We start from the raw sequence: 24,603 nt of genomic DNA, 5'->3' as shown, positions 1-24,603 counted from the left end.
TTCAGCTTTCTGCATTCAGCCTTCTGCTGTAATGTTTTCCCGTCCAACCGTCCAACTATTCACCTATTTTTTTCAGTACCTCTTCGTCACTTAGGTCTAGTTTTGTAGCAAATTTATTCCCATCCAGCTGTTGATCAAAGAAACATATGGCTTTGTAGTTACAATAGGTGCAGGCTTCTCTTTTTTGTCCTTTTGTTGGTCGAATGGCGATGTTTCCAGCAAATATTTCTTCTCCTATATCGGTAATGGTATTTTCTACATGAGATAAGAGTTGATCTAATTGTTTCTCTTCAATCAATCCTTTTGATGTAGCCGAAAAATCTCCATTCTTTTTCACTTTGTAGTTGACGATATCAGAATGTTCTACATCCTCATCCATAGCCTTCAAGACCTCTATATCTTTTAACATGAGGCCTTTTAATTTGAAATGTTTTGTGATTTCACTTTTAATTACTTCTTCCTCTACCTTACCGCTTAAGACGAGAGGATCATCTAATTTAAAATAAAACATCCCAGCAGCCACGGATTCCATATCTTTTTTCTTCCCGTAATTCAAGCATACCCACATGTATACGATTAATTGTAAAGACAAGCCGTAGTATATATCACTTAAGTTTAACTCTTTGTTCCCTGTCTTAAAATCCATGATTTTCATAAACCATTTACCTTCGTGTTTTAGTATATCTACTCTGTCAATTCTACCTTCTAAATAGAGAAGATGCTCTTGTGATAATTCTATTTTAATAGGAGGGATAGATTGTCCTAAACCAAAAATCAACTCATTTCCCAACATAGAAAATTTGCCTTTCTTGTAGTGATAGGTCAAAGTCTCTACTGCTCTAAGAAAGATTCTATAAATATACCTAGCTAAATACTTATACCTAAAATTACTTTCAAAAATTCCTTGTCTATAGTCTACTACCAAACGATCCATGACTTCTCTACATATTGAAATAGACTTTTCTTTTTGAATTTCCTTCCAGTCTAATCCATCTTTTTCAATAACAAGGGTGTACTCATAAATCAATTGGTGGAGGATTTCCCCTATATCTGGTATAGAAACTTGATAAATCTTTCGTTCTTTTGGTCTTAACCCGTAATTTACATAATGTTTAAAAGGGCAATTTGAATACTCTTCTAATCTTGTAACACTCGTGTTTAAGATTTCACCATAAAGTCCTTTTACTAAATCTGGTCTTAATTGAGATATCCTATTATCAAAAACCATTGCCTCTTTTATATGGGACATATGATTTTCCCAGTGAGAATTTTTCTCATACCAAAGGTATACGTCATCCCAAATGCTTTCATCTGCTTCGTCAAATCCGTCTACAATTGACCTATAGTGTTGAACCATATGCTTTATTGTCCCTCTAGCATTCGTGATAGAATAAGCATCCTGCCACTCCCTCTCCACTTTTATAAAAGGGAATATTTCTTGTAGGCGATGGATGAGCACAGATGGTCTCAATGAAGATCCTTCCCAATCTGCTAAGGGATAGCTTACGATAATTTTTTCCTTTGGCTTTGCTAAAGCGCTATAGATTAAATACCTTTCTTGAATGCTTTTAAAGCCAATATCTTCTTCAATTTCCATACCCTTTTCTCTTAAGATGGCATTTTCATTTTCACTAAAGATTCCTTCACTACTCTGAGGTGAAGGCAATTTCCCTTCATTGACCCCTAGTATAAATAAAGCCTTAAAATCCGTGGTCCGCGTTCTCATAATATCCCCTACGATCACTTGATCTAAAGAAGATGGGATAACAGAAAGGTCTACACATTCGATACCTGACTCTAAAATATCTAAATACTCTCGTATACTAGTCTTGTGATCACCAAAAATCTCGATTACTTCATCAAATAAATCCATTACAATATTATAAATTTGAGCGATTTCTGCAGCGTACTCATATTGTCCATACTCGTTTTTTATTTCCTGTAACATTTTTTGAAGTTTTTCTTCAATAGATAAAGATTCCATGTATTCATACAAGGCAATTGTGATATTTTCGAAGCTAGGATTCTGTTTAATCTTTTGATGTAAATTTAATAATGGATCTATTATAGAGCTTCTCATACTATTCAGCTTTTCTAAATCAAACTCATCAGATTCTTGTATTTGAGTAAATTCCTTCTTCCATTTTCCCCCTTTTACCCCGTATTTTAATACGTAATTTTCTAAGATTTCGTATTCTTCATAATCTAAATTGGTGAGCCCCGTCTTTATAAGGGCAAACATATCGTCATATGTAAAGTGATATGCAATGGCCCTTAAAGAATAAATAAGTAAAATACTTAAAGGCTTGTCTGTTATTTTCCTTTTAGCATCCATGAAAAAAGGGATATTGTATTCTTCAAAAGACCTTTTTACCAAGAATTCATAACCGCCTAAATCATTCGTCACAACTGTGATATCTCTAAAGCGATAACCTTCTTCTTGCACCAATTTTAAAATATCTATACAAAGATAATCTAGTTCTTCATAGACATTTTTAAAGGCTCGAATTTTAATATTCTCTCCTTTCTCTTCATAGGGAATAAGTGGATAAGAGTATAATTCTCTTTCTAGATGCTCAATATCTTTCGGTTTATCCTTTTGTTTGTAATGAGTGGTAATAAGTTTTGCCTGTCCACATGCAATTTCCATTAATTTATTTTGTGTATTTTCATTGATAAGAAAAATCTCTACATCACGATCTTCTTTATTTGTGATTTGAGTAAGACTTATGGTCAACTCTTTGCTATAGATATAGAGTTTCTCAATAAATTTAAACATCTGCTCCGTAAAAGTATCAAATCCATCAACCCATATTTTCAACTTAGGAATTGTAGTGCTGGATTCCATCTGGTCTATAAGTAAGTCTATAACGCCTTCACTGTCTAAGTATTCCTCTCCTAGCCAATGATTATAGCTTTCCATAAGAGTAGTAATGTCTTTAAGTTTTCTGCTGAGCATTTGATGGCCTTGTAAGTCATTTTCTAGGATTTCTTTTAAGTCTTCTTCACAAATCATCTTTTTTTTGAGATTAGCAATCATATCTTGAACTTCATGAATAAAACCTGATTTTCGAACCATACCTCTGTATATAGAAAGCTCTTCTTGTCTATCTAATAATGATTTTTGTAGTGCCATATGTTTTCCAGTTGAAGACAACTTCACTTTTGTAGCTCCCCCAACCTCTTCCATAAGCCTACTCATTAATCTGGAGAAGCTCAGAACTTCTACATCAAGTATCCCAGGGCTATCTAAGACTTCAATCAATTCCCTCTCTGCTTGAAAAGTAAATTGCTCTGGCACAATAAGGATAAGCCCATCCTCACCCTTTTCGATGCATTTTTTTATTTGATTATATATAATTCGAGATTTACCAGTACCTTTTCGGCCTAAAATAAGATTCATCGAAGTACTCCTTTCTTTCTAAGGTGGTAAGCTTTAAGGTGGTAAGCAAAACCATCCTCGCCTATAGGCGAACTATCTAGCCATCAGCTGCTATGCACCGCCCGCCATTATGGCCACCATCGGTGGCTAAAAAACTTACCACCTTGTCACCTTACCACCTTACCACCTGTTTTTAGTTAAAAATTTTCCCCAACCTCGTTTGCGCTACTTCTATAGCTCCTTCTGGACATAGTTCTTGACAGCAGAAACAGCGGATACATGTTTTTTTGTTAAATTCAGGTGCGTTCTTACCTTTTTGATTGGTCATAGTAATTACATCTGGTTTTTCAGGACAAACTTCGTAACATCTATTACAGCTGATACATTTTTCTAAAATTAATTTTGGATAAGGTGCTAAAAATCTTCTCATAAATTTATGAGAGCCTTCTGTTCCTAGGTACTCTAGCTTTTTAGCTATGAGTTTAAAATCCTCTACCTTTAGACTTTCTCTCTTCTCTCCTAAAATCTCAATTTCATCAAAAAAAACCGTTCCCCAATTAGATTCATAAGCTGCTTTTAATTGAGGTAATTCCAAAGGATCTTCATACCCTATAAGACTTCCTGCTACTGCATCTATAGCTGTAAGGCTTTCACCCATAATGATTGTATCCATTTTCCTAGGGGTTCCGTTTCTCGGCCCATTGCCTTCCATTGCCATTATGCCATCTAATACAGCAAATTTTGTATCCACTAAGGTGTTTAAGTCTAAGAGCATTTTTGCAAAGTTTTCTAAATTATTCATTCGAGCATGCCATACAGCCTTCCTCGTACCCGGCACACAACCAAACTGATTTTTGACCGCTCCAGTGTAATACATCATTCCATGAGTTTTTAATTTAGGTAAGGATATTAAAACATCAGACTCATAAGCAGCCCGCGCTATATCCCAATTTTTACACAAAATGGCATCTTCTAGTTCTAGATTAATATTGTCATTAAAATCTACAAAGATAGCTCCATATTTACTTCCAACTTCAATAAGTCTTGCCTTTTGAGCCGCTTTATAAGAGCTTCCAAAACCAGGAGAATCTCCAAAAGTAATATTCTCTGTGTAATCAGAGATAATTCGAAGGAGTGCTTCAAATACAATATAATGAGTTATAACAGGGGAACCTGCCTCTTCTGCCATTAAAAGATTTGGCTTTAGTAAGACCTTTGCATTAAGAGGAATAAGCTTTCGTATAAAGGGCTCTCCCCCAAGAAGTTCAAAACCTTCTCTTAATGTCCTTTCAACGAGCTCTAGTTTATAACTTGTGCACTTTAATAAAGCAATTTTTTCTTTCATCTATTTCTCCTTTTGAACGATGGTTGAATGATAGTAGAACAATTGTGGAACGATGGTTCAACAATAGTTAAACAGTAGTTAAACGATTGTTCGACTACTATTTAACTATTGTTAGATATATGTTTATATATCAGATATACATATATCTCACTGTATTTTTAGCGCTTTCCGTATCATCTCAATTTCTTCTCTATGACCCTCAAGTTCATTTGGCGTTTCCAAGAAGAATGGAATATGTTTAAGCTTAGGATGTGTCATAATATTTAGAATTGCTTTCAAACCTATATGACCTTGCCCAATCGTCTCGTGTCGGTCCTTTTTACTTCCTAGAGGATTCTTACTGTCATTTAAATGAATGGCCTTTAATCGGTCTAATCCAATAATTTTATCTAATTCTTCTATAACTCCATCTAAATTATTGACGATATCATATCCTGCAGAGTATATGTGACAGGTGTCTAAGCAAATGCCTAATTTGTCATTTAATTTGACTCTATCTATAATCTCTTTTACCTCTTCAAAAACAATTCCTATCTCTGTTCCTTTCCCTGACATCAACTCTAATAGAACAGTCGTCGTATGTCCTTCTTTCAATACTTCATTAAGAATCTGTGCAATAAGTTCAATCCCCCTCTCTGCACCTTGCCCTACGTGACTACCTGGGTGGAAATTATACAAATTACAAGGTATATATTCCATTCGATTTAAATCGTCTTCAAATACCATTTTAGCAAACTCTCTCGTGCTTTCTGATGCTGAGCTCATATTTAAAGTATACGGCGCATGAGCCAGTAAAGGACCAAAGTTATTCTCTTCCATTAAAACTTTGCATTTAGCCATATCCTCTAAGTTCAGCTCCTTTGCCTTACTCCCCCTAGGATTTCGCGTAAAAAACTGAAAGGTATTTGCACTAATACTTATTGCATCCTTCGTCGCCATATACATCCCCTTAGAGGTAGATATATGAGGTCCTATATATAACATTTGCATTCTCTCCTCGTTGTCTATTTCATATCTATATTTTATCATCATTAGGATGTATTATCCAGAAAACTAGGTGGTCAGGTGGTCAGGTGGTCAGGTGGTCAGGTGGTCAGGTGGTCAGGTGGTCAGGTGGTCAGGTGGTCAGGAAAACCGTGTCGCCTTTAGGCGAGCTTGGTTTTCCTTTCCGCTTTCCACTTTCTACTTTCCGCTTACTAAAAACACCCTCTTGCGAGGGTGTTTTTAGTAATTTTCAATTACTCTCTTTAAGAATGTTCCAACTATATCTGCAAAGCGGTCTACGTTTTTCGTGTATATGAAGTCTTTGCCGTAAATGAATTTTTCTGCGTGTAAGTCTTCTTCTTTTCCGGTGAATACGCCTAGCACTAGGATCCCTGATTTACGAGCTTTTCGTACTTCTAAAGCTGTATCCTTTATGGCTGCTGCTCCTTTATAGGATACTTTTCCTTTTAAACCAATCTGTGCCACTTTAGAAATAATAATATCATTTGGTTTACCATCGCTTAAGATGATCATGATTTTATTTTCTTCTTCTCTTTTCAAAAGACCTTGAGCAACAGATTGAATAGCTAAACCATCTCTATTATTACCTGCAGAATAATATTCAAATATATTTTTGTTTTCACTGCGAGGACTATCATAATTACGATATCGTCTTAAAATTGTGTAATCTAGAAAGCTGCTAAAACCCATAACCCTATTAGGAATAGATGCTAAAGTTAATGCCTCACTAATAATGTACGCTTGTGATGCTACATGTCCTTGATTCATCCTTTGGGAACCACTGGCATCTAGAAGGATGTCTACTACATATCCACCTTTTTCATTTTTTAAGACTTTATTAAATACTTTAGTATCTTTACTTCTACCAATTTTCCAAAGCTTATTGGCAACTATTACTCCATTATCAGATGGTATTTTCGTCACTTCGCTCTCGGCAATCATAGTCCGCAGAATCATTTGTTTTAATTTTGTAATATTTCTCTTATTTACCCTTGGATTCTGAGCATAAAAGGATAAGTTATTTTCTCTTTGGCGAGACACAAACTTTTTCTGAAAAGCATTATCGTTATCTGTTCGAAGTACTCCATCTGTAAAGTGAATCCTGCATCCATCATGGGCATTGCTACAAACTTTCCGTTCAATATTTCGCACTTCTTCTTTACTTAAAAAAGGGTCTCCGTAATAGTAAGATATTTTATCGTAAATTTTATCAGCTGTTTCTTGATCCACAAAAATACGTCTATTGTCCATTGCAGAAGTATCCTTAGAAAAATCTCCTAAAGATTCCACTAATAAGGAGCCATTCATATTATCCACTACTTCAGATATTTCTTGACTAACCTCATTATCTTTATATAATTCTTCATATAAGAAATCTTGAAAATCTCCATTGTTATCTTCACTTAAAGTCTGTTGTTGCACTTGTTCTATAAGCTGATCTTCTATTTCAACGAAGTAATCTTCTTCCTGGCTAAAGTGTTTTGTATAGATCTTCTCCATAAGTACAATTACTTCTTTTGTAGTAGTAGCGTTTTTGCACTCTAACATATCCCTTAAAATCCCTTTGACTTGTCGATCAAACTGGACACTTTTACCCATTTGCTCAAATACCCAAGCATAGCGAATCTTTTCCATCAATGTAGAGGAATGTGTCTTTAAAAATTGTTTTAAGAGTTCCTCGTATCCCTTGTTTCTTATATCCTTAACTCCTGGACGCTCCTCAATCAATTTATCTTCGACCATAATGTCTAGGCAGATTTCTACAAAGGGTACAAGAATATCAGGATTTACACCTCTTCTTGCTTTATAGGAAATATACTTTTTTACCGTTAACCAATCTACATACTTTTTTCGAGCACCTGTTTTAACTGCAAAGTATATGGCTAAATCCTTAGATACATTTGCATACCTCTTTAGATCATTAGATTCTTCTCCATAATCTTCAGATATGGTCCACATCATATTATTTAGCCTATTGTCTAATTCATAATCATTATATTCCCATTCCATGATCATTTCTCCTATCTAGAAGGAAACACATCTTCTACTGTCCAAGCTTCAGGTATTCTCGTTCGAATTACATCTTCTACTATTTCCTTTTCATATTCATCAAAAGTCTTTCCTGTTATCCCCATTTGAATAGCTAATCTAGGCCTTAAACCTCTCCTGATGGTCTTTAGAGAAGCAATTAAACCTCTTAAATCAACAGCTTTCGTTGAGATCTCACCGTTTTCTGACTTCATTTGTAAATCTATAAATACACCAATAAATTGATTTAGGATTTCCTTATCAGCATCTGGAAAATCATCTCTTAAAATCTTCATTAGCTTTGGTTCGTCCACTTTGGGGATGTCCACAACTAAGAACCGAGATACGAGAGCTTCATTTAGATCTTTTGTACCTGCATAATCGTAATTCATAGTACCAATAAAACGAGTCGCATCGTTAAGTGCAATTTTTTCATAGCCAGGTATATCGATAATTCTTCTATAGTCAAGAGCCGAATGCAAAACTACAACAGCGTCATTTTTAGCCATATTGATTTCATCAAAGACGCCAAATCCACCATAGGTAGCACAATGGTATACTGGTCCTTTGCGAAGTTTTACTTCATTGTTTTCGAAGGTATCTGTGCCAATCAAGTTTGCACTATCTGTATTTACATTAAAAGACACATTCCATTGAGGTCTACCAAATAAATGACAAACATTATCTGCTAAAAGATTTTTTCCAGTAGCCTTTGGTCCAGATAAAAGTACATGTTCTCCTTCTAATAATGCAGAAATAACCATCTCCCAAATCTCTTTCCCATAAAAATAATTGCTAAGGCTGGGAATTCGATCTATGGCATTAGAGTCTACTTTATGATAACGTCTAAAATAATCTACGTCATCAATCAATTTTGGATTTACACCATCTTCTATAAGAAAATTTTTAAGATCCATAAAGACCTCCTTGTTTTTGTGTTGTATGTATGTTTTTATTATAACACATGTAGTACTTTAGTTCTAAGTTCTATATGAATGAACAATAGTTAAACAGTTGTTAAAAGGCAGTTAAACAATTGTTGAAGGAAGTACACACTTCATTCTCCAACCTACTCACTCATAAACTTCTTCCGCCAAAATAGTAATATTTTATTGAACAATGAAAAATGAACATTGAGCATTGAACAATACAAATATGCGATATTTAAATTTTGTCTTTCAATTGTTCACTATTCATTGTTCCACGCTCATTATTCACTGCGACGTAAGTCGCATATTTGACCACCTTAAAGAAAAAAGGCAAGGAATACTCCTTACCTTATAGTAATCATGCCACTCACTAGAGCTTCTAAGTCTGAGTTATCGACCTCTTCCTTCTCTGCTGGTGATTCTTCTTTTGCGTCTTCAATCATTTCTTCTTTTTGCTCTTCTTCTATTGTTTCTTCTTCTACCATTTCTTTTTCTACTACTTTTTCTATTGTTTCTTCTGTTGTAATCACTTCTACAGACGCTTCTATAGAAACTTCTCTATCTAATTGAGACTCTGTTTTTTCAACTTCTTGCTCTACTTGTGGACCTTCTTCTAGAATTTTTGTTTCTCCAACAGCTTCTATTGTCGTAAGAGGAGATTCCTCTACTAATTCTACTGGTTCTATTTCTGCCGGCTTTTGTTCTTCTTCTAGTCTAGGAGCTTCTTTTACACTCTTTATCTGTTTTCCCTTAGGTAATTTAGCCTCTTGTTTTACGCTCTTCACTTGAGGATTTACGGCCTCTATAGTATCTGTTTGTTCTATACTATTTAATGCCAGCGAACCTGCAATATCAGCTTCTTCCAGGACCTTTTTTACGGTTTTCTCTACAATAGACTCAATACGATTATAGTCTATATCGTTCTTTTGTTTCTTTTTATTAGATATGTAATTCGCTTGATAATATCTTAAAGCATCTTTTACTAGTTTTGATACTGTGACCCCTTTACTTTCCATTTGTTCTAAGAAATCAAATAAGTCTTTATCATTTAGTGAGCCAAGGCTTGCTGTAATAGTTTTTCGAACATTTGCCATTATTATTCAGCTCCTTTAACTTTCTCCAAGTAATCAAGCGTTAATAATTCCTTGTACCTTTCTGCAAAAATTACCGTGTTTGCGTGTTGCGCTTTTACATTTTCTATGACAATTGGGGTAGCTTCTGGTTTTACATTCATCTCTGCTTGTACATATGGGAGTAGTATATGAGCCGGAGCACCCATCAACAATATACTTTCACATGCAGAAAGTTGGAAAATGCTTTTTATCGAACTCACAAAATCCGAAACATATGGCATAAGGATTTCATCCTTCACACTCTTTAACTCTTCTTCCGTACTAAAAGGAAGATAATTTTCTTCTAAAAATTCAATAGCATCTGTTATATCGTAATTTCCATCTGAACCTTCTGCAGAATTAAATCTTGTTAAAAGATCTTCCATAACTGGTTGAAAACCATATTGAGCATAGCTCTTTGCAGCAGTCATATTTAATACTTTATTATCAAATTCATCTTTTACAAATCGCCAAAATGACACATCTAATGTCACAGAGCCAAGATCAACCATTAGCATAGGGAATTTATAATTTTTTGCTCTAGCAGAGCTTAAAGTACCACCTTGTTTAAACACCTGAACATCTAAGATTTCGATATTGTACTCTACACTATTTACTGTGATTTGTTGTTTTTCCATTTTTAGTATTTCATCTTTTAAAGGCTGGAAATGGATATCATAAAATTCAGCAGGAAGTCCTAAAGCCAGTCTTACACTTATATCTTTTTTCCCCTTAAAGCTAAGAGCGATGGAAGTAAGTAAACATAATTTATAATGATCTGACGCATACTTTGTAGGCTCAATATTCGCCTTACCATTTTTGCTACCTACTGTGTATAATTTCCCATTCCAAATAACATTACTTGTCTTTGCAGTCACACTTCCATGTCTATTTACTTCGGAGATCCTACTTGGTATAGAAAGTCCTACATTTGTCTTCACATATGAGTTACCTACATCTACAGCTAATACAGTGTCTATTACCTTTTTCAGCTCAGGGTGTTTTTTTAAAACCTCTTCATTCATATGTACTTCATATCCTTTCTCTTTTGTATATACTTTGATTTTATACTATACATATTTGAAAATCAACAAACATTTGACATATGTTTATCTATTTTTAATATTATTTTGGTATGTATACATTTATCTACATATTATGACATGTAGTAAATATGCGACTTACGTTGCAGTGAACAATGAATATGGAACAATGAACAGTTAACAATATAAAATACTAAGTATATAGTTGCATATTTGTGCTGTTCAATGTTGATTATTCAATTAATTTTCAAATTATTATATAGTTAATTTGTTTATAGTTAGCACGAAAGGATCCTTCGCTACGCTTCAGGATGACTACTGATAGAGTCTAGATCTTTACCTCGCCTAAAGGCGAGAATGGCTTTGCTGACCACCTGACCACCCGACCAGCTTAAAAAAAAGCCCCCTAGTACGCACTTTGCACACACTAGAAGGCTATATTTTAGAAGTATATTTACAAAAATGGTGATTCCGACTGGACTTGAACCAGCGACCTCCACCGTGTCAGGGTGGCGCTCTCCCAGCTGAGCTACGAAATCATCTTTTACATTATAACCTACGTCCTGTCCAATTGTAAAGAGTTATTGTTCAAGAAAATTCTAAGCGCTAAATGCAAGTTAAAATGAAACACTTTTTATCTCTGTTAAAATATGCTGTTGTTTTATGCTATGCAGGCGAACAATGTTCGCCTAATGACAAGAGGCAAGTTCATTATCCACTGTGACCGCCCTTACTCCGACTTCCGACCTCTGCTATGAGCAGTTATTTGACTACGAATAGAAACTGTGATAGTGATATAAATCATTCAACAGACTTTCTATAATGGTAAAACAATTACTAATTTAACACTTCCCATAGCCTTCCATCTTCCATAGGGAAAAAGCTATTGAAAATTCCTAATGCTCTAATAGTAAACTCATCGCCATTTTCATATTGAAATTTTTTTTCAATTGTCATAAAAACACCCAATTCTATCTGATGTGAACTTACGTAAAATACCACATCTCCATTCTTTTCCCAAATTTCATGACGATTTTCAAAGCTACGCTCAATATTATAATTTTGAGACATCCATTTATTAAAATCATCCCTTGAAGGGACGGATAAAGCCAATGCAACAATGATGATGAATAAGAACATAATAAATACTCTTTTTTTATTTTTCACTAAGCCCCCCCTAGATGCATAATTTTTTAATCAGCATAAAAAATAAATAGGTATTTACCGACACTGATCAAACACAATATAGCATAAATTATCTTTATTATCAATCTGCCTACTCCTTTATGCATGATTCTACAAGACAAAGCATTATATTTTAATATATTATTAAATATTTCCTAATTATAAGTAGCTACAGAACAAATTCTATACGTATAATGCTCTGAATGTTTATCGAAAAAACATACTATTCTTAAAAAATACAATGAAGTCATATAAAAAGTTATGACTTCATTGTGCTACCTTATTTTTATTATTTTGATTTTATACATGAAAAACTTGTTTTTTTAATTTAGCAACAAATGTTGAATATTGGATGCTTATAAAATATATGTTTCGTTTACTGTTAATTTTTATTCAAAAATAAATTAAATAAATAATCTAACTGAGAAAATAGTCTACTAATCTAGTATTAACTAATTTTGATATATAATTAATCATAAAGGTGTTGGAGTAAAATTATGTCTCCAAGTCCATTTGTCTCCAAAACCAATTGACCCACCTAAAGACAAACCACCTTCTCCTACTGAAATACTCCAATCATTTGGTACCCATGGATGAGTGTACGCAGCTGATATCGTTAATTGTTCACCGGTATAATTTTTACTAACATTAATTTCTTCGAGCAAATACCCAATATGGTACGGAATCTCAGTATTCGTATGATACCAAAAACTAGATGTCACCCCACTATTAGATGAAAGATTAAGGTCATGATAAGAAGTAAGGATAGCTCCTAAATATTCCCATGAATGAACTCCTATTGCTGTATTGGCTACAGGTTGACCAAACGGTTCCCAAGATAAACCGGCATTGTCTCCAAAAGATACATTTGGTGTACCGTCCCAATAATAATCCATAAGTACAACATATTTATACTGTTTAGTGGTTTCTCCGATATCAGCAACTATAATCATAGCTGACCATTTCCCATCTTGGTTCTCACCATTGGACTGTGTGGTTGAAAGTAAGCTTTCATTTTCTTTAATTATGTTATATTTGTCTTGTTCATCAGTTCTTACTCCTAGTTGTTTCAAATCGTCTAATTGTTTTTTTCTAATTTCATCTTTATTTGATGAAGTAACTTCATAAGCTTTACCATCTTTTGATACATATTCATGCTTAAATTCGCTTAGCTGGGTATCGACAACTTTACCTCCATAACTTGCAAGTTGTCTTTTCTTTTCTACATTCCATCTTTTAACCGATTCATTTGGATAACCTATTTTTTGTAAAATTAAATCAAGATGCTCTTCTTGAATATCCTTATTTTTTATAGGTGCAACCCGTCCACCCTTTAAAATTTCAATGGTTAAATCTTTACCTATTTTTTCACTCACTATTGGTTCTTTAGCCTCCACAATATTATCTACAGTAACTAATGAAAGGCTTAGCGCTAAAATGGTCATTAATAAAATAATTTTTTTTGTTAGCATCCTCCGACGTAATTAATAATTATATTTTTCTAATAAATATTTTCGCCTTACTAACTATGTTAAATATGTATTTTCAACTTATATGCTTATCAACTAACACTTAATATTATCTTTTAAATGATAATATTATTAAAAAACATCGTACCTTCTCCCTATTGAGCAATTAGTTTCTTTCACACCGATTTAAGAAGATATTAACAGAATATAAAAAACAAATATTTAAAATTATACAGTTTTTGTATAAGTGATCGATACACCCCATGCCGAATGTGTAAAAATCAAAAACAACTTTTTCTTTTTTACTATCATCTCCTTTAACAATTTATTGGTTGTTATTAAAATAACATAATATATTATACACTGTGAATAATATAATTTTTGTCGATATTTGTTTCAAATTGATATTAAAAATGCGATTGAATATTTTCTGCCTCTACGCTTCCTCTATGTTATGTAAAATACAACAGAGAAACATGACACTGATCTTAATTTAATAATAATAAATGAGGAATATTTTTTACTCTTTTAGCAAGCATAAAGAATGCTCGACTCTTATTGAAAAACAAGATGCTTTACCTTATACTTTAATCATAAATCAGAACATAGTTAGGAGCGTTTATTATGGCAGTTACCTTTGAAAATGATTGGAATCAACTACTTAAAGGCGAATTTGAAAAAGAGTATTATGTACGTCTACATCATACCTTAAAAAACGAGTACAAGACTCAAAGGATTTACCCTGATATGTACGATATCTTTAATGCCCTTCACTATACTGCTTATAAAGATGTAAAAGTAGTTATTTTAGGACAAGATCCTTATCATGGTCCAGGACAGGCTCATGGTCTATCTTTTTCAGTAAAACCCGATGTATCTATACCACCTTCTCTTATGAATATTTATAAAGAACTTCATGATGATTTAGGTTGCTTGATACCAAATCACGGTTACTTAAAGAAATGGTCTGATCAAGGAATCCTCTTGTTAAATGCAGTGCTTACTGTAAGAGCAGGTTCACCAGCCTCTCACCAAAAACTAGGGTGGGAAATCTTTACGGATGAGATCATACAATTAGTGAATCAAAAGAAAGATTCTGTCGTCTTTATCTTGTGGGGGAAATTTGCTCAATCAAAAGAAATGTATATTGATAACCCTCACCATAAGATTATTAAATCCCCTCACCCAAGCCCTTTTTCTGCTAATAAGGGTTTTTTCGGAAGTAAACCCTTCTCAAAAGCAAATGATTTCCTAATAAATATGGAAAAAGCACCAATTGACTGGCAAATAGACCCTATATGAGAGTGCCTGCGGCACCCTAGCTAGCAGCCGGCAGCATATTACATTCCTTTTGGGTCCTCTAATTACCAGAGGTATTATTTACACAATTATCCACACTCTATCTTAATGTACACATAGTAGATTTTTGGATTGAAAAGAAAAAGAACTTATAGAACCTCCTTCCATTCCCGTTAATTAGTATAGCACATAAATTAATTTTAAGTTTTATATCTATTCTAATCCTTTTGTGGTATGGTATAATACTTATAAAGTCGAATAGATTTAAGAATATGTGCTATTCTATAATACTACTTACTTAGTTACGGAGGCTTTCTATGAACAGGTTTACTAGTAAACAAATCCAAGATAATAAAAATTACTTAGAACTCTTATCTCAAAAATTCCCCTGCATTGGAATAGCGGCTTCTGAAGTTATTAATTTAAAAGCTATTATGAATTTACCAAAAGGGACAGAGCATTTTCTTACTGACATTCATGGTGAGCATGAAGCCTTTAATCATGTCATGCGGAATGCTTCAGGCGTGGTGAAAAGAAAAATAACAGATGTACTTGGAAAAACCCTATCTGAATCAGACATACAAGAGCTCGCTACACTGATATATTATCCTGACGAAAAATTACAACAAGTAAAATCTCTAGAGAAAAACCTGGGCGACTGGTACAAAATCACCATTTACAGATTGGTACAGGTTTGCAGGGATGCATCATCTAAATACACTCGTTCAAAGGTAAGAAAAGCACTCCCCCCTTCTTTTGCTTATATCATGGAGGAATTATTACACGAGAATGAAAACCGTTTCAACAAAAAAGACTACTATAACGAGATCATCAATGCTATCGTCTCCTTAGATCAGGCCGATGAATTTATCATAGAGATTTCTTCCGTTATTCAAAGACTGACCATTGATCACTTACATATTATTGGAGATATTTACGATAGAGGCTCTGGTTCTCATATTGTCATGGACACTTTAATGGAGCATCACTCCTTAGACATACAATGGGGAAATCATGATATTCTCTGGATGGGAGCTGCCGCAGGGGACTTATCATGTATTGCCAATGTGGTACGCATATGTCTACGCTACTCAAATATGGATATTTTAGAAGACGGGTATGGAATTAATTTATTGCCACTGGCAACTCTCGCATTAGAGATGTATTCTGACGATTCATGCAAAAACTTCATTCCCAAAGTAAATAGCACAGAAGTTTTTACAGATTCTGATATGCAGTTATTATCAAAGATGCACAAGGCCATTTCCATTATTCAGTTTAAATTGGAACATCAATTAGTCCTCTCACATCCTGAATTTGAAATAGAAGACAGACTTCTCTTAGATAAAATCGATTATAAGGCTAGTATCATCAAAATAAACGGAGTAGATTACGAGCTAAATGATAGCAATTTCCCAACTATAGATTCTAAAGAAGTGTGGAAACTTTCTTTAGACGAAGAGCGAGTAATACAAAAACTTCGTTCTTCTTTTACTCTGTCTGAACGATTGCAAAAACATGTACGCTTTTTGCTATCTAAAGGAAGTATTTATTTAAATTACAATGGCAATCTGCTCTTTCATGCTTCTTTACCCATGAATAAAGACGGCAGTTTCAAAGAAGTAAAAATCAACAATAAGTACTACAAAAGCCGAGAACTCTTAGATAAATTAGATCAATACGTGAGAGAAGCTTATTTTGGAGACGGACAAAGTAATATAGGACCCGAAATTTTTTGGTATCTATGGTGTCATAAAGATTCCCCTCTCTTTGGCAAGAATAAGATGGCTACTTTTGAACGGTATCTTGTCGTGAATAAAAGCACTCATAAAGAAGTATACACTCCTTATTATAATTTAATCTCTGATGAAAAAATCGCAAAAAAAATTTTAATTGAGTTTGGCTTAGATCCAGATCAAGGACATATTATCAATGGTCATGTGCCTGTAAAATCTAAGGATGGAGAAAGCCCTATAAAGGCCAATGGAAGGCTTTTAGTCATAGACGGTGGTTTTGCTCGTGCTTATCAAAAGACAACAGGTATTGCTGGATATACTTTGATTTATAATTCTTATGGATTGCAGCTTGCAAGCCATGAGCCCTTCGAATCCGTTGAAAAAGCCGTCAATGATGGCAAGGACATCCGTTCGACTATTAGGGTTATCGAAAAGGTATTAGATCGAAAAAAAGTTGCAGATACAGATGTAGGTTTAAGCTTGAGCAAGCGAATATACTATTTAGAGATGTTGATCAGCGCTTACCGTAGTGGAAGCCTAAAAGAAAGACTGTAGCTTTTTAAGGTGGTAAGGTCGTAAGGTGGTAAGCAAAAACTTATTGGTCACCGCTGGTGACCTTGTGAAATACTAATTAAATGAAACAGAAGTATATATAAGAGAGGGGCACATTTAAAATGTGTCCCTCTCTTTTTATGGTTGCAAACTTGTAATAATCTATCACTTCAAATAGCCGACCTTTTATGCTACCTCCAGTAGCAAACTGATCCAAAAGGAATACAGAATGCTGGTGGCTGGTAGCTATTTTGTACGTACTCTTCTTTTTGGCTTTTTGCCTTGAGCTCTTTCAATGACGACTTTATTGCCCTTTATAGTTCCTTTTCTCATAATTTCTAGTACTTCGTCAGCGTATTCTTCAGGGATATCTACAAATGTATAATTATCAAAGATATCAATATGACCTATATTGCTGCCACTCATACTTGTCTCAGAGGCGATAGACTTTACTACATCTCCCGGTTGAATTTTTTTGTTTCTTCCTACATTGATAAACATTCTTGCCATATGTTCATCACCTCTTCTTCTCCTACCACCTTTTTGAGATCCTTGATCTCTTCGGCTACCTTTATTAAATTGAACTGGCTCAATCACATCTTTTTCTGGCAGTTCTAATTCCATCTTGAGCATTGCCGCCGCTACTTCTATGGATTGAAAATCTTCTGTCTCCATCATTTTATCTAGAATATTAATGTATTTAGATAATCCACCTTCTCCGATGGTATTTTTTAATTTATTAATAAATATTTGCGTCTTGATATTTTCAATATCGCTTATACTTGGTATAGGATGTCGATTGATTTTCTTCTTAGTATAATTCATAACATTCTTTAGCAAATAATAATCCCTAGAAGTTACAAAAGTAAAGGCCGTTCCATTTTTACCAGCTCTACCTGTTCTACCAATCCTATGAACATAGTATTCTTCATGGCTTGGCATATCGTAATTAAATACAATTTCTACATCGTCAATATCTAATCCTCTAGCTGCTACATCAGTAGCTACTAAAATCTCGATATCTCCTCTTTTGAACTTGCTGATTACATTACTTCTCACCTGTTGCTTCATATCTCCATGAATCTTATCAGCGCTATAACCTCTTGATTGAATAAGGTCTGTCACATCATCTACTTTTCTCTTTGTATTGCAGAAGATAATCGATAATTTAGGGTTGTAAACATCTATTAATCTTGTAAGAACTTCTATTTTGTCCTGTTCTTTTACCTCTATATATAATTGCTCTACATTTGGCGTAGTCAACTCTTTATGCACTACTTTTACAATCTCTGGATCCTTTTGATACTTATTGATAATTTCTAATATTGCCTTAGGCATAGTAGCAGAAAAAAGAAGCGTTTGTCTTTCGTGGTCTACACTTTCCAAAATCGTCTCTATATCTTCTCTAAAACCCATATTAAGCATTTCATCGGCCTCATCTAATACGAACAATTTCAAATCCTTTAACTTTAACGTCCTTCTATTGATATGGTCGATAACCCTACCTGGAGTACCAATGACAATTTGTACTCCTCTTTTTAATGCATTGATTTGGCGATCAATAGATTGACCTCCATAAATTGGTGCAATCTTAATACCGTGTTTATACTTTGCAAGCTTTGCAATTTCTTCTGAGACCTGTAATGCAAGCTCTCTAGTAGGGCATAAGATAAGAGCTTGTGTACTTTTATTATTTGGGTCTACTATATCTAAAAGAGGTATACCAAAAGCCGCAGTTTTACCAGTACCTGTTTGAGCTTGTCCTACAACATCCTTACCTTCCATAATCAAAGGCATCGTCAATTGTTGAATCGGAGTCATTTCCTCAAAGCCCATTGCATCAACTGCTTTTTTTATCTCGTCGCTACACTTTATGTCTTCAAATTTTTTTATTTCCATTAAATCATTCCTTTTTCTGTATATTCCGATTATCAGTATATCATTAATCTTTTAAAATAGATATTTTTATTTCTTTAATTATTCCACACATTTGCTTAGTATAAACATAATATCGGGAAAAAACTACAAAGTTTTTTACTTTAATCTAAAATTTCATAAGCGGAATGCTGAAAGCGGAAAGCGGAAGAAAATCAAAACTCGCCCATAGGTGACGCAGTTTTCAGCATTCCGCTTTCAGCTTTTAGCCAATAAAAAAATCGTGCTCAGGAGAGCACGATTTTTTTATTAGATTATTCCATTTTCTTTTAATACTTCTTTAAACATCTTTCCATGAGCATCCGTGCTTTCTACTTTGTCAAGAAGTTTTCCGTCTTCTACAACTTGTAGCTGTGCCTTTCCACATGGGAAGTTATATCCATTTGTATAAAGAACATTACCTTCTCCAATTGGCCAGAAGCTCGTTCCATCTACACAGGCAGTAAAACCATAGTACCCTGGAACATTTCTTGTTAACTCTTCTGTGATGTCATCTACGCTACTGTAGTTGATTTTAAGTCCTAATGCTGCTGCTAAATCACATAAATCAACCCAGTTTTCTTCACCAGTTAAAGATGGAATAGCAACTTTTAATGTTTGAATTCTTCTTTCCGCATTCGTAAAAGTACCTTTTGATTCTGCATAACTTGCAGATGGAAGTACCACATCTGCTTTTTTAGCAGTTTCAGTCAAGTACATATCTTGAACCATTAAGAATTCTAAATTGCTTAAGTCTACATTCGGTACATCTTCACCAAAGATCATCATACCTTTGATGATTCCGCCTTTAATTCCTTCTTCTATGATCGTGCAATCTGCGTTAATTCCAATATCCGCCAAACCTTGGCTATTGTTCTTTGGTTTTAATTGGATGATACCTGCTCTTGCTTTGCCAATATGTCCCGCCAATACCGCAATATTAGCGATCATCTTAGCGCTATCAGCACTTAAAGCATTTTGATCAAATACAATAATCGCTTTTTTCGCTTTTGTATAGATATCAACAAATTCTTTTGCTTCTTTACTTACAGTCACAGTATTTAAGCTAGCTTTTAATTCATCCATACCAGCTGTATTTGCAGGTGCACTGCCTCTTTCAATAAGCTCTTTAGCTACTTGTTTTAAGAAATCTATATTGTTTTCTACACAAATTTTATTTTTTGCCCATTCATCAGCATGAGATACAAAAGGATTGACTACTAATAATTGAACACCTTTTGCCACAGCATCTTTAATCTTAACACCTAGGATTGGATGGTCTTCCATAATGTCAGATCCTAATAATACAATAGTCTCTGTAGAGTATAACTCATCAAATGTGTTTGTTGAGGCATCATATCCTAATACATCTTTGATCCCTCCGTATACTCGGTTGAAGGAAGTAATATTCTTTGTACCTAATCCTTCTTCAGCTATTTTCTTAATCATGTAGATTTCTTCATTGGTATTTCGATCAGATACAGATACTGCTACAGATTCTGAACCGTACATCATGGACAAGCTTTGCATTTTCTTAGCAGCAAATCGAATTGCTTCTTCCCATTCTACTTCTACTAAATTACCTTCTTTTCGAACCATTGGACTAAGAATTCTTTTGTCTTTTTGAACTGTATCAAAACCAAATCGACCTTTAGCACATAATAATCCATTGTCTACTTTGCTTTCTTTGTCTGGGATTGCTCTGTAGATCATTTCGCCTCTTGTCTCAAGATTGATATTACAACCTACGCTACAATGTGCACATATTGTTGAAGTTGTATTTGTTTCAACTGGAACGGATTTTTCAAGTTGAAGTCTTTCTTGTAATGCTCCTGTTGGACACACGCTTACGCATTGACCACAAGAAATACAGTTTGTATCTTTTAAAGCTAAACCAAAAGCTGGTTTTACAACTGTATCAAAGCCTCTATCAATTAAGCCAAGTGCTTCATTGTCCATAACTTCTGAACACACTCTTACACATAATCCACATAAAATACATTTGTCGCTATTTCGAACGATGAATGGATGATTATCATCCTCTTCTCTGTGATGTACTTCCCCTGCGATTCGAGCTGGCTCTACATCGTACTCATTTGCATAGTGGAATAATTTACATTCAAATACATCGTGGCATCCACATTCTAAACATCTCTTAGCATCTTCTATGGCTTCTTCTTCTGTGTAACCGAAGTTAATCTCTTCAAAATTGCCTTTTCGATCTTCGCCACTTACGTGTTTGATTTTTGATCTAGGCATTTTTGGACGATCAGCAAAGTCTTCTTCTGTTATTTCATCGTCTCTAATGACATAGTATGGTTTTACATAAGGTACGATTTCACCCGCTAGATATTTGTCTATAACATTAGCCGCTTTTTTTGCATCTCCAATAGCTTGAATTGCAATACCTGCACCTTTGTTCGTTACATCTCCACCTGCAAACACCCCTGGAATGCTTGTTTGGAAAGAGTTTTCATCTGCAGCAATGGTTCCTCTAGAAGTAGTTTCTATTGCTTCTAAGCCGGCTAAATTAGAGCCTTGACCTATAGCTGCAATAACTAAATCTACATCTAATACTTCTTCTGCTCCTTCTATTGGAACAGGTTTTCTTCTACCACTTGCATCTGGCTCTCCAAGTTCCATCTTTTGAAGTCGAACTTGTTTTGCTTTGCCATTTTCCGAAATGATTTCTATAGGGCTTACGAGGAACTTAAATGTTACGCCTTCTTCTTCACCTTCTATGATTTCAATTTCTTCAGCAGGCATTTCTTCTTTCGTTCTTCTATATAGTACGTAAACTTCTTTTGCACCAAGTCTAACAGCTGTTCTACAAGCATCCATAGCAGTGTTTCCGCCACCTACTACAGCTACTTTTTCACCTATTACTAGGTCTTCATTTAACATTGCTTTTCTTAAGAAGTCAATACCGCCAATTACACCTTCAGCATCTTCACCTTTACATCTCATAGCAGAGCTAGTCCATGCTCCAACGCCTACAAATACTGCATCGTTGTTTTCTCTTATGTAGTCAAATGTAATATCTTTTCCTATTTTCACATTATTAACGAGTTTTGCTCCCATTTTTTCAATAACAGCAACTTCTTCATCTATAATATCTTTTGGCAATCTGTATTGAGGAATACCATATCTAAGCATTCCACCCATTTCAGGCATTTGATCGTAAATCGTTACATCATGTCCCTTTTGAGTTAAGTAGTAAGCTGCTGTTAATCCTGCGGGGCCACCACCTATAACGCCTACTTTTTTGCCTGTTTTAGGCTCTAACTCTGGAATGAACATTTCCTCATTAAACATATCTTGATCTGCTACAAATCTCTTTAAGTGTGCAATTGAAATAGGTTCTTCAACTAATTGTCTTCTACATGCATCTTCACAAGGATGTGGACATACTCGACCAATGCTGCCTGGTAAAGGCAATTGTTCTTTTATTAATTTTAGCGCTTCAATGTGCTCTCCGTTAGCAATCAACCCAACATAACCCTGACAATCTGTTTCTCCTGGACATGCTCGAACACATGGTGCTTTACAGTCTCCTACGTGGTCAGATAATAATAGGTCTAAAGCTGTTTTTCTCGATAGTCTAATTTTATCTGAATTTGTGTTGACTACCATTCCATTGCTTGCTAAAGTTGCACAAGATCTTAATAGTTTTGGAATTCCTTCTACTTCAACTACACAAAGACCACAAGAGCCGTATATTTTTACTCTTTCATCGTAGCAAAGTGTCGGTATTTCGATATTGTTTTCTTGTGCAATTTGTAAAATCGTTTGACCATCTATGCCAGTTACTTCTTTTCCATTTATATTTAAACGTATCAAAGACATTATTTTAGCTCCCTCCTGTACTAATCGACTGTAATTGCGTCAAACTTACATGCTTGATAACATTTTCCGCACTTAATACAGATTTCTTGATTGATTTCGTGTTTTTCTTTCTTTTCACCCGTAATAGCTTCTACTGGACAATTTCTCTTACAAACGCCACAACCAATACATTCATCTATTATTTCATAAGTTAAAAGATTTGAGCATTGCTTAGCAGGACATTTATGGTCGCGAATATGAGCTTCATATTCATCTCTAAAATATCGAATTGTACTTAATACTGGATTTGGAGCTGTTTGACCAAGACCACATAAAGAACCTGCTTTAATTTGCGTAGCTAATTCTTCTAATAGCTCGATATCGCCTTCTTTTCCATTTCCTTCTGTGATTCGAGTTAAAATCTCTAACATTCTTGTAGTACCGATTCTACAGTGAATACACTTTCCACAAGATTCCTTTTGAGTAAAGTCTAGGAAGAATCTAGCCATATCTACCATACAAGTAGTTTCATCCATAACAACCATACCACCTGAGCCCATAATTGCTCCTGTAGCTGCTAGGGATTTATAATCTACTTTTGTATCAATTATGCTTGCAGGGATACATCCACCAGATGGTCCACCCATTTGTACCGCTTTAAATTCTTTGTCGTTTAGTATTCCACCACCAAGTTCATAGATGATTTCTTTGATTGACATTCCCATAGGAACCTCAACAAGTCCACCATTTTTAATTTTACCTGTTAAAGCAAATACTTTTGTTCCCTTGCTATCTTCTGTTCCCATAGCAGCGTATTTATCTCCACCATTGTACATAATCCATGGAATATTAGCAAAAGTCTCAACATTGTTAATATTCGTTGGAAGATTCCAGTATCCCTTTTGAGCAGGGAATGGAGGTTTTAATCTAGGCATACCTCTTTCACCCTCAAGAGATGCAATTAATGCAGTTTCTTCTCCACATACGAAAGCTCCTGCACCTGCTTTGATTCTTAGGTCAAAAGAGAAATTGCTGCCAAAGATGTTCTTTCCTAGGATGCCTTTTTCTCTAGCTTGATCTATTGCATTTTGTAAACGGACAATCGCAAGAGGATACTCAGCTCGTACATATACAACGCCTTCTTCAGCACCTATAGCATATGCACCAATCATCATACCTTCAATTAAGTTATGAGGATCTCCTTCTAGTACACTTCTATCCATGAATGCACCTGGATCTCCTTCGTCTGCATTACATACCATGTACTTAGGTGTTGCCTTTGATTGTAGGGCAGCATTCCATTTGAACCAAGTAGGGAAACCTGCTCCTCCTCTACCTCTTAAACCTGATAATTTTATTTCTTCAATAACATCTTCTGGTGCCATCTCTGTAATGCATTTTTTTATGGCCTCGTAGCCATTATTTTCTATGTATTCTTCGATTTTTTCTGGATTAATTACTCCACATTTTGCAGTTGCAACTTTTACGATCTTAGATCTTCTAGCTACTTCATCTTCTGAAATAATTAGATCTGAGTCTTGGAGATTGTTTATAATGTCATCAATTCTCTCAGGAGTAACTTGTACATATGTTTTTTTGTTTCCTTCATCATCGTAAACGTCTACGATTGGCTCTAAGTAACACATACCATTACAACCTGCTATATCTAGATCCATTTGAAGATTATCTTCTTTGATTCTCTTTTCTAAAGCTTTATATACTTTACCAGCGCCTGCAGCAATACCACAGCTACCATATCCTACAATGATTTTCATAAAC

General features: G+C 34.6%; 14 protein-coding genes and 1 tRNA gene. 2 read left to right on the top strand and 13 right to left on the bottom strand.

Annotation, left to right across the window (positions count from 1 at the left end; genetic code table 11):
- Positions 1-55 precede the first annotated feature (55 nt).
- The 10 genes from addB to DES36_RS03900 form a co-directional block, all read right to left on the bottom strand.
- Positions 56-3,403 carry a helicase-exonuclease AddAB subunit AddB gene (gene addB, locus DES36_RS03955; RefSeq protein WP_113919934.1) on the bottom strand — a complete coding sequence of 1,116 codons (3,348 nt, stop codon included), beginning with the start codon at positions 3,401-3,403 and terminating at the stop codon, positions 56-58.
- A 172-nt stretch (positions 3,404-3,575) separates the two neighbouring features.
- A complete protein-coding gene (locus tag DES36_RS03950; protein ID WP_113919933.1) occupies positions 3,576-4,727 on the bottom strand; it encodes a DUF362 domain-containing protein in 1,152 nt (383 codons plus the stop codon).
- A 147-nt stretch (positions 4,728-4,874) separates the two neighbouring features.
- Entirely contained in the window at positions 4,875-5,711 is an 837-nt protein-coding gene (locus DES36_RS03945) for a deoxyribonuclease IV (RefSeq protein ID WP_113919932.1), read from the bottom strand.
- A gap of 240 nt (positions 5,712-5,951) precedes the next feature.
- Positions 5,952-7,742, bottom strand: coding sequence for a cobaltochelatase CobT-related protein (locus DES36_RS03935; protein ID WP_113919930.1), 1,791 nt, complete (start codon positions 7,740-7,742; stop codon positions 5,952-5,954).
- Positions 7,743-7,753: 11 nt separating this feature from the next.
- The gene (locus tag DES36_RS03930) at positions 7,754-8,677 is read right to left on the bottom strand and encodes an AAA family ATPase (RefSeq protein WP_113919929.1); all 924 of its coding nucleotides are present in this window, start codon (positions 8,675-8,677) and stop codon (positions 7,754-7,756) included.
- A gap of 356 nt (positions 8,678-9,033) precedes the next feature.
- Complete coding sequence (locus DES36_RS03925) at positions 9,034-9,783, bottom strand: hypothetical protein (protein WP_113919928.1); 750 nt, start codon at positions 9,781-9,783, stop codon at positions 9,034-9,036.
- A 2-nt stretch (positions 9,784-9,785) separates the two neighbouring features.
- The gene (locus DES36_RS03920) at positions 9,786-10,826 is read right to left on the bottom strand and encodes a ParM/StbA family protein (protein ID WP_113919927.1); all 1,041 of its coding nucleotides are present in this window, start codon (positions 10,824-10,826) and stop codon (positions 9,786-9,788) included.
- A 481-nt stretch (positions 10,827-11,307) separates the two neighbouring features.
- A tRNA-Val gene (locus DES36_RS03910) sits at positions 11,308-11,383 on the bottom strand.
- Positions 11,384-11,681: 298 nt separating this feature from the next.
- The gene (locus tag DES36_RS03905) at positions 11,682-12,011 is read right to left on the bottom strand and encodes a hypothetical protein (protein ID WP_113919925.1); all 330 of its coding nucleotides are present in this window, start codon (positions 12,009-12,011) and stop codon (positions 11,682-11,684) included.
- Positions 12,012-12,502: 491 nt separating this feature from the next.
- Positions 12,503-13,501 (bottom strand): hypothetical protein, encoded by a 999-nt coding sequence (locus DES36_RS03900; RefSeq protein WP_113919924.1) that lies wholly within the window; start codon positions 13,499-13,501, stop codon positions 12,503-12,505.
- A 621-nt stretch (positions 13,502-14,122) separates the two neighbouring features.
- Here DES36_RS03900 and DES36_RS03895 point away from each other — a divergent pair.
- Positions 14,123-14,800, top strand: a complete 678-nt coding sequence (locus tag DES36_RS03895; protein WP_113919923.1) for a uracil-DNA glycosylase — start codon at positions 14,123-14,125, stop codon at positions 14,798-14,800.
- 314 nt (positions 14,801-15,114) lie between these two features.
- Positions 15,115-17,088, top strand: coding sequence for a fructose-1,6-bisphosphatase (locus DES36_RS03890; RefSeq protein ID WP_113919922.1), 1,974 nt, complete (start codon positions 15,115-15,117; stop codon positions 17,086-17,088).
- A gap of 243 nt (positions 17,089-17,331) precedes the next feature.
- Here the strand turns inward: DES36_RS03890 and DES36_RS03885 are convergent, their stop codons facing one another.
- From DES36_RS03885 to nuoF, 3 genes are all read right to left on the bottom strand, one after another.
- On the bottom strand, positions 17,332-18,984 hold the full coding sequence (locus DES36_RS03885) for a DEAD/DEAH box helicase (protein WP_113919921.1): 1,653 nt from the start codon (positions 18,982-18,984) through the stop codon (positions 17,332-17,334).
- 285 nt (positions 18,985-19,269) lie between these two features.
- Positions 19,270-22,845 carry a molybdopterin-dependent oxidoreductase gene (locus tag DES36_RS03880; protein WP_113919920.1) on the bottom strand — a complete coding sequence of 1,192 codons (3,576 nt, stop codon included), beginning with the start codon at positions 22,843-22,845 and terminating at the stop codon, positions 19,270-19,272.
- Positions 22,846-22,865: 20 nt separating this feature from the next.
- A complete protein-coding gene (gene nuoF / locus DES36_RS03875) occupies positions 22,866-24,599 on the bottom strand; it encodes an NADH-quinone oxidoreductase subunit NuoF (RefSeq protein ID WP_113919919.1) in 1,734 nt (577 codons plus the stop codon).
- Positions 24,600-24,603 lie beyond the last annotated feature (4 nt).

The organism is Alkalibaculum bacchi (genome assembly GCF_003317055.1).
Taxonomy (GTDB): Bacteria; Bacillota; Clostridia; order Eubacteriales; family Alkalibacteraceae; genus Alkalibaculum; species Alkalibaculum bacchi.
Note: the sequence above shows the minus strand (reverse complement) of the source record. Positions and strands in the feature narration are given on the sequence as shown.

Bases quoted from the DNA above. Each gene is read 5' to 3' on its own strand.
- addB (WP_113919934.1), bottom strand. From the start codon at position 3,403: ATGAATCTTATTTTAGGCCGAAAAGGTACTGGTAAATCTCGAATTATA.
- DES36_RS03950 (WP_113919933.1), bottom strand. From the start codon at position 4,727: ATGAAAGAAAAAATTGCTTTATTAAAGTGCACAAGTTATAAACTAGAG.
- DES36_RS03945 (WP_113919932.1), bottom strand. From the start codon at position 5,711: ATGTTATATATAGGACCTCATATATCTACCTCTAAGGGGATGTATATG.
- DES36_RS03935 (WP_113919930.1), bottom strand. From the start codon at position 7,742: ATGGAATGGGAATATAATGATTATGAATTAGACAATAGGCTAAATAAT.
- DES36_RS03930 (WP_113919929.1), bottom strand. From the start codon at position 8,677: ATGGATCTTAAAAATTTTCTTATAGAAGATGGTGTAAATCCAAAATTG.
- DES36_RS03925 (WP_113919928.1), bottom strand. From the start codon at position 9,783: ATGGCAAATGTTCGAAAAACTATTACAGCAAGCCTTGGCTCACTAAAT.
- DES36_RS03920 (WP_113919927.1), bottom strand. From the start codon at position 10,826: ATGAATGAAGAGGTTTTAAAAAAACACCCTGAGCTGAAAAAGGTAATA.
- DES36_RS03900 (WP_113919924.1), bottom strand. From the start codon at position 13,501: ATGCTAACAAAAAAAATTATTTTATTAATGACCATTTTAGCGCTAAGC.
- DES36_RS03895 (WP_113919923.1), top strand. From the start codon at position 14,123: ATGGCAGTTACCTTTGAAAATGATTGGAATCAACTACTTAAAGGCGAA.
- DES36_RS03890 (WP_113919922.1), top strand. From the start codon at position 15,115: ATGAACAGGTTTACTAGTAAACAAATCCAAGATAATAAAAATTACTTA.
- DES36_RS03885 (WP_113919921.1), bottom strand. From the start codon at position 18,984: ATGGAAATAAAAAAATTTGAAGACATAAAGTGTAGCGACGAGATAAAA.
- DES36_RS03880 (WP_113919920.1), bottom strand. From the start codon at position 22,845: ATGTCTTTGATACGTTTAAATATAAATGGAAAAGAAGTAACTGGCATA.
- nuoF (WP_113919919.1), bottom strand. From the start codon at position 24,599: ATGAAAATCATTGTAGGATATGGTAGCTGTGGTATTGCTGCAGGCGCT.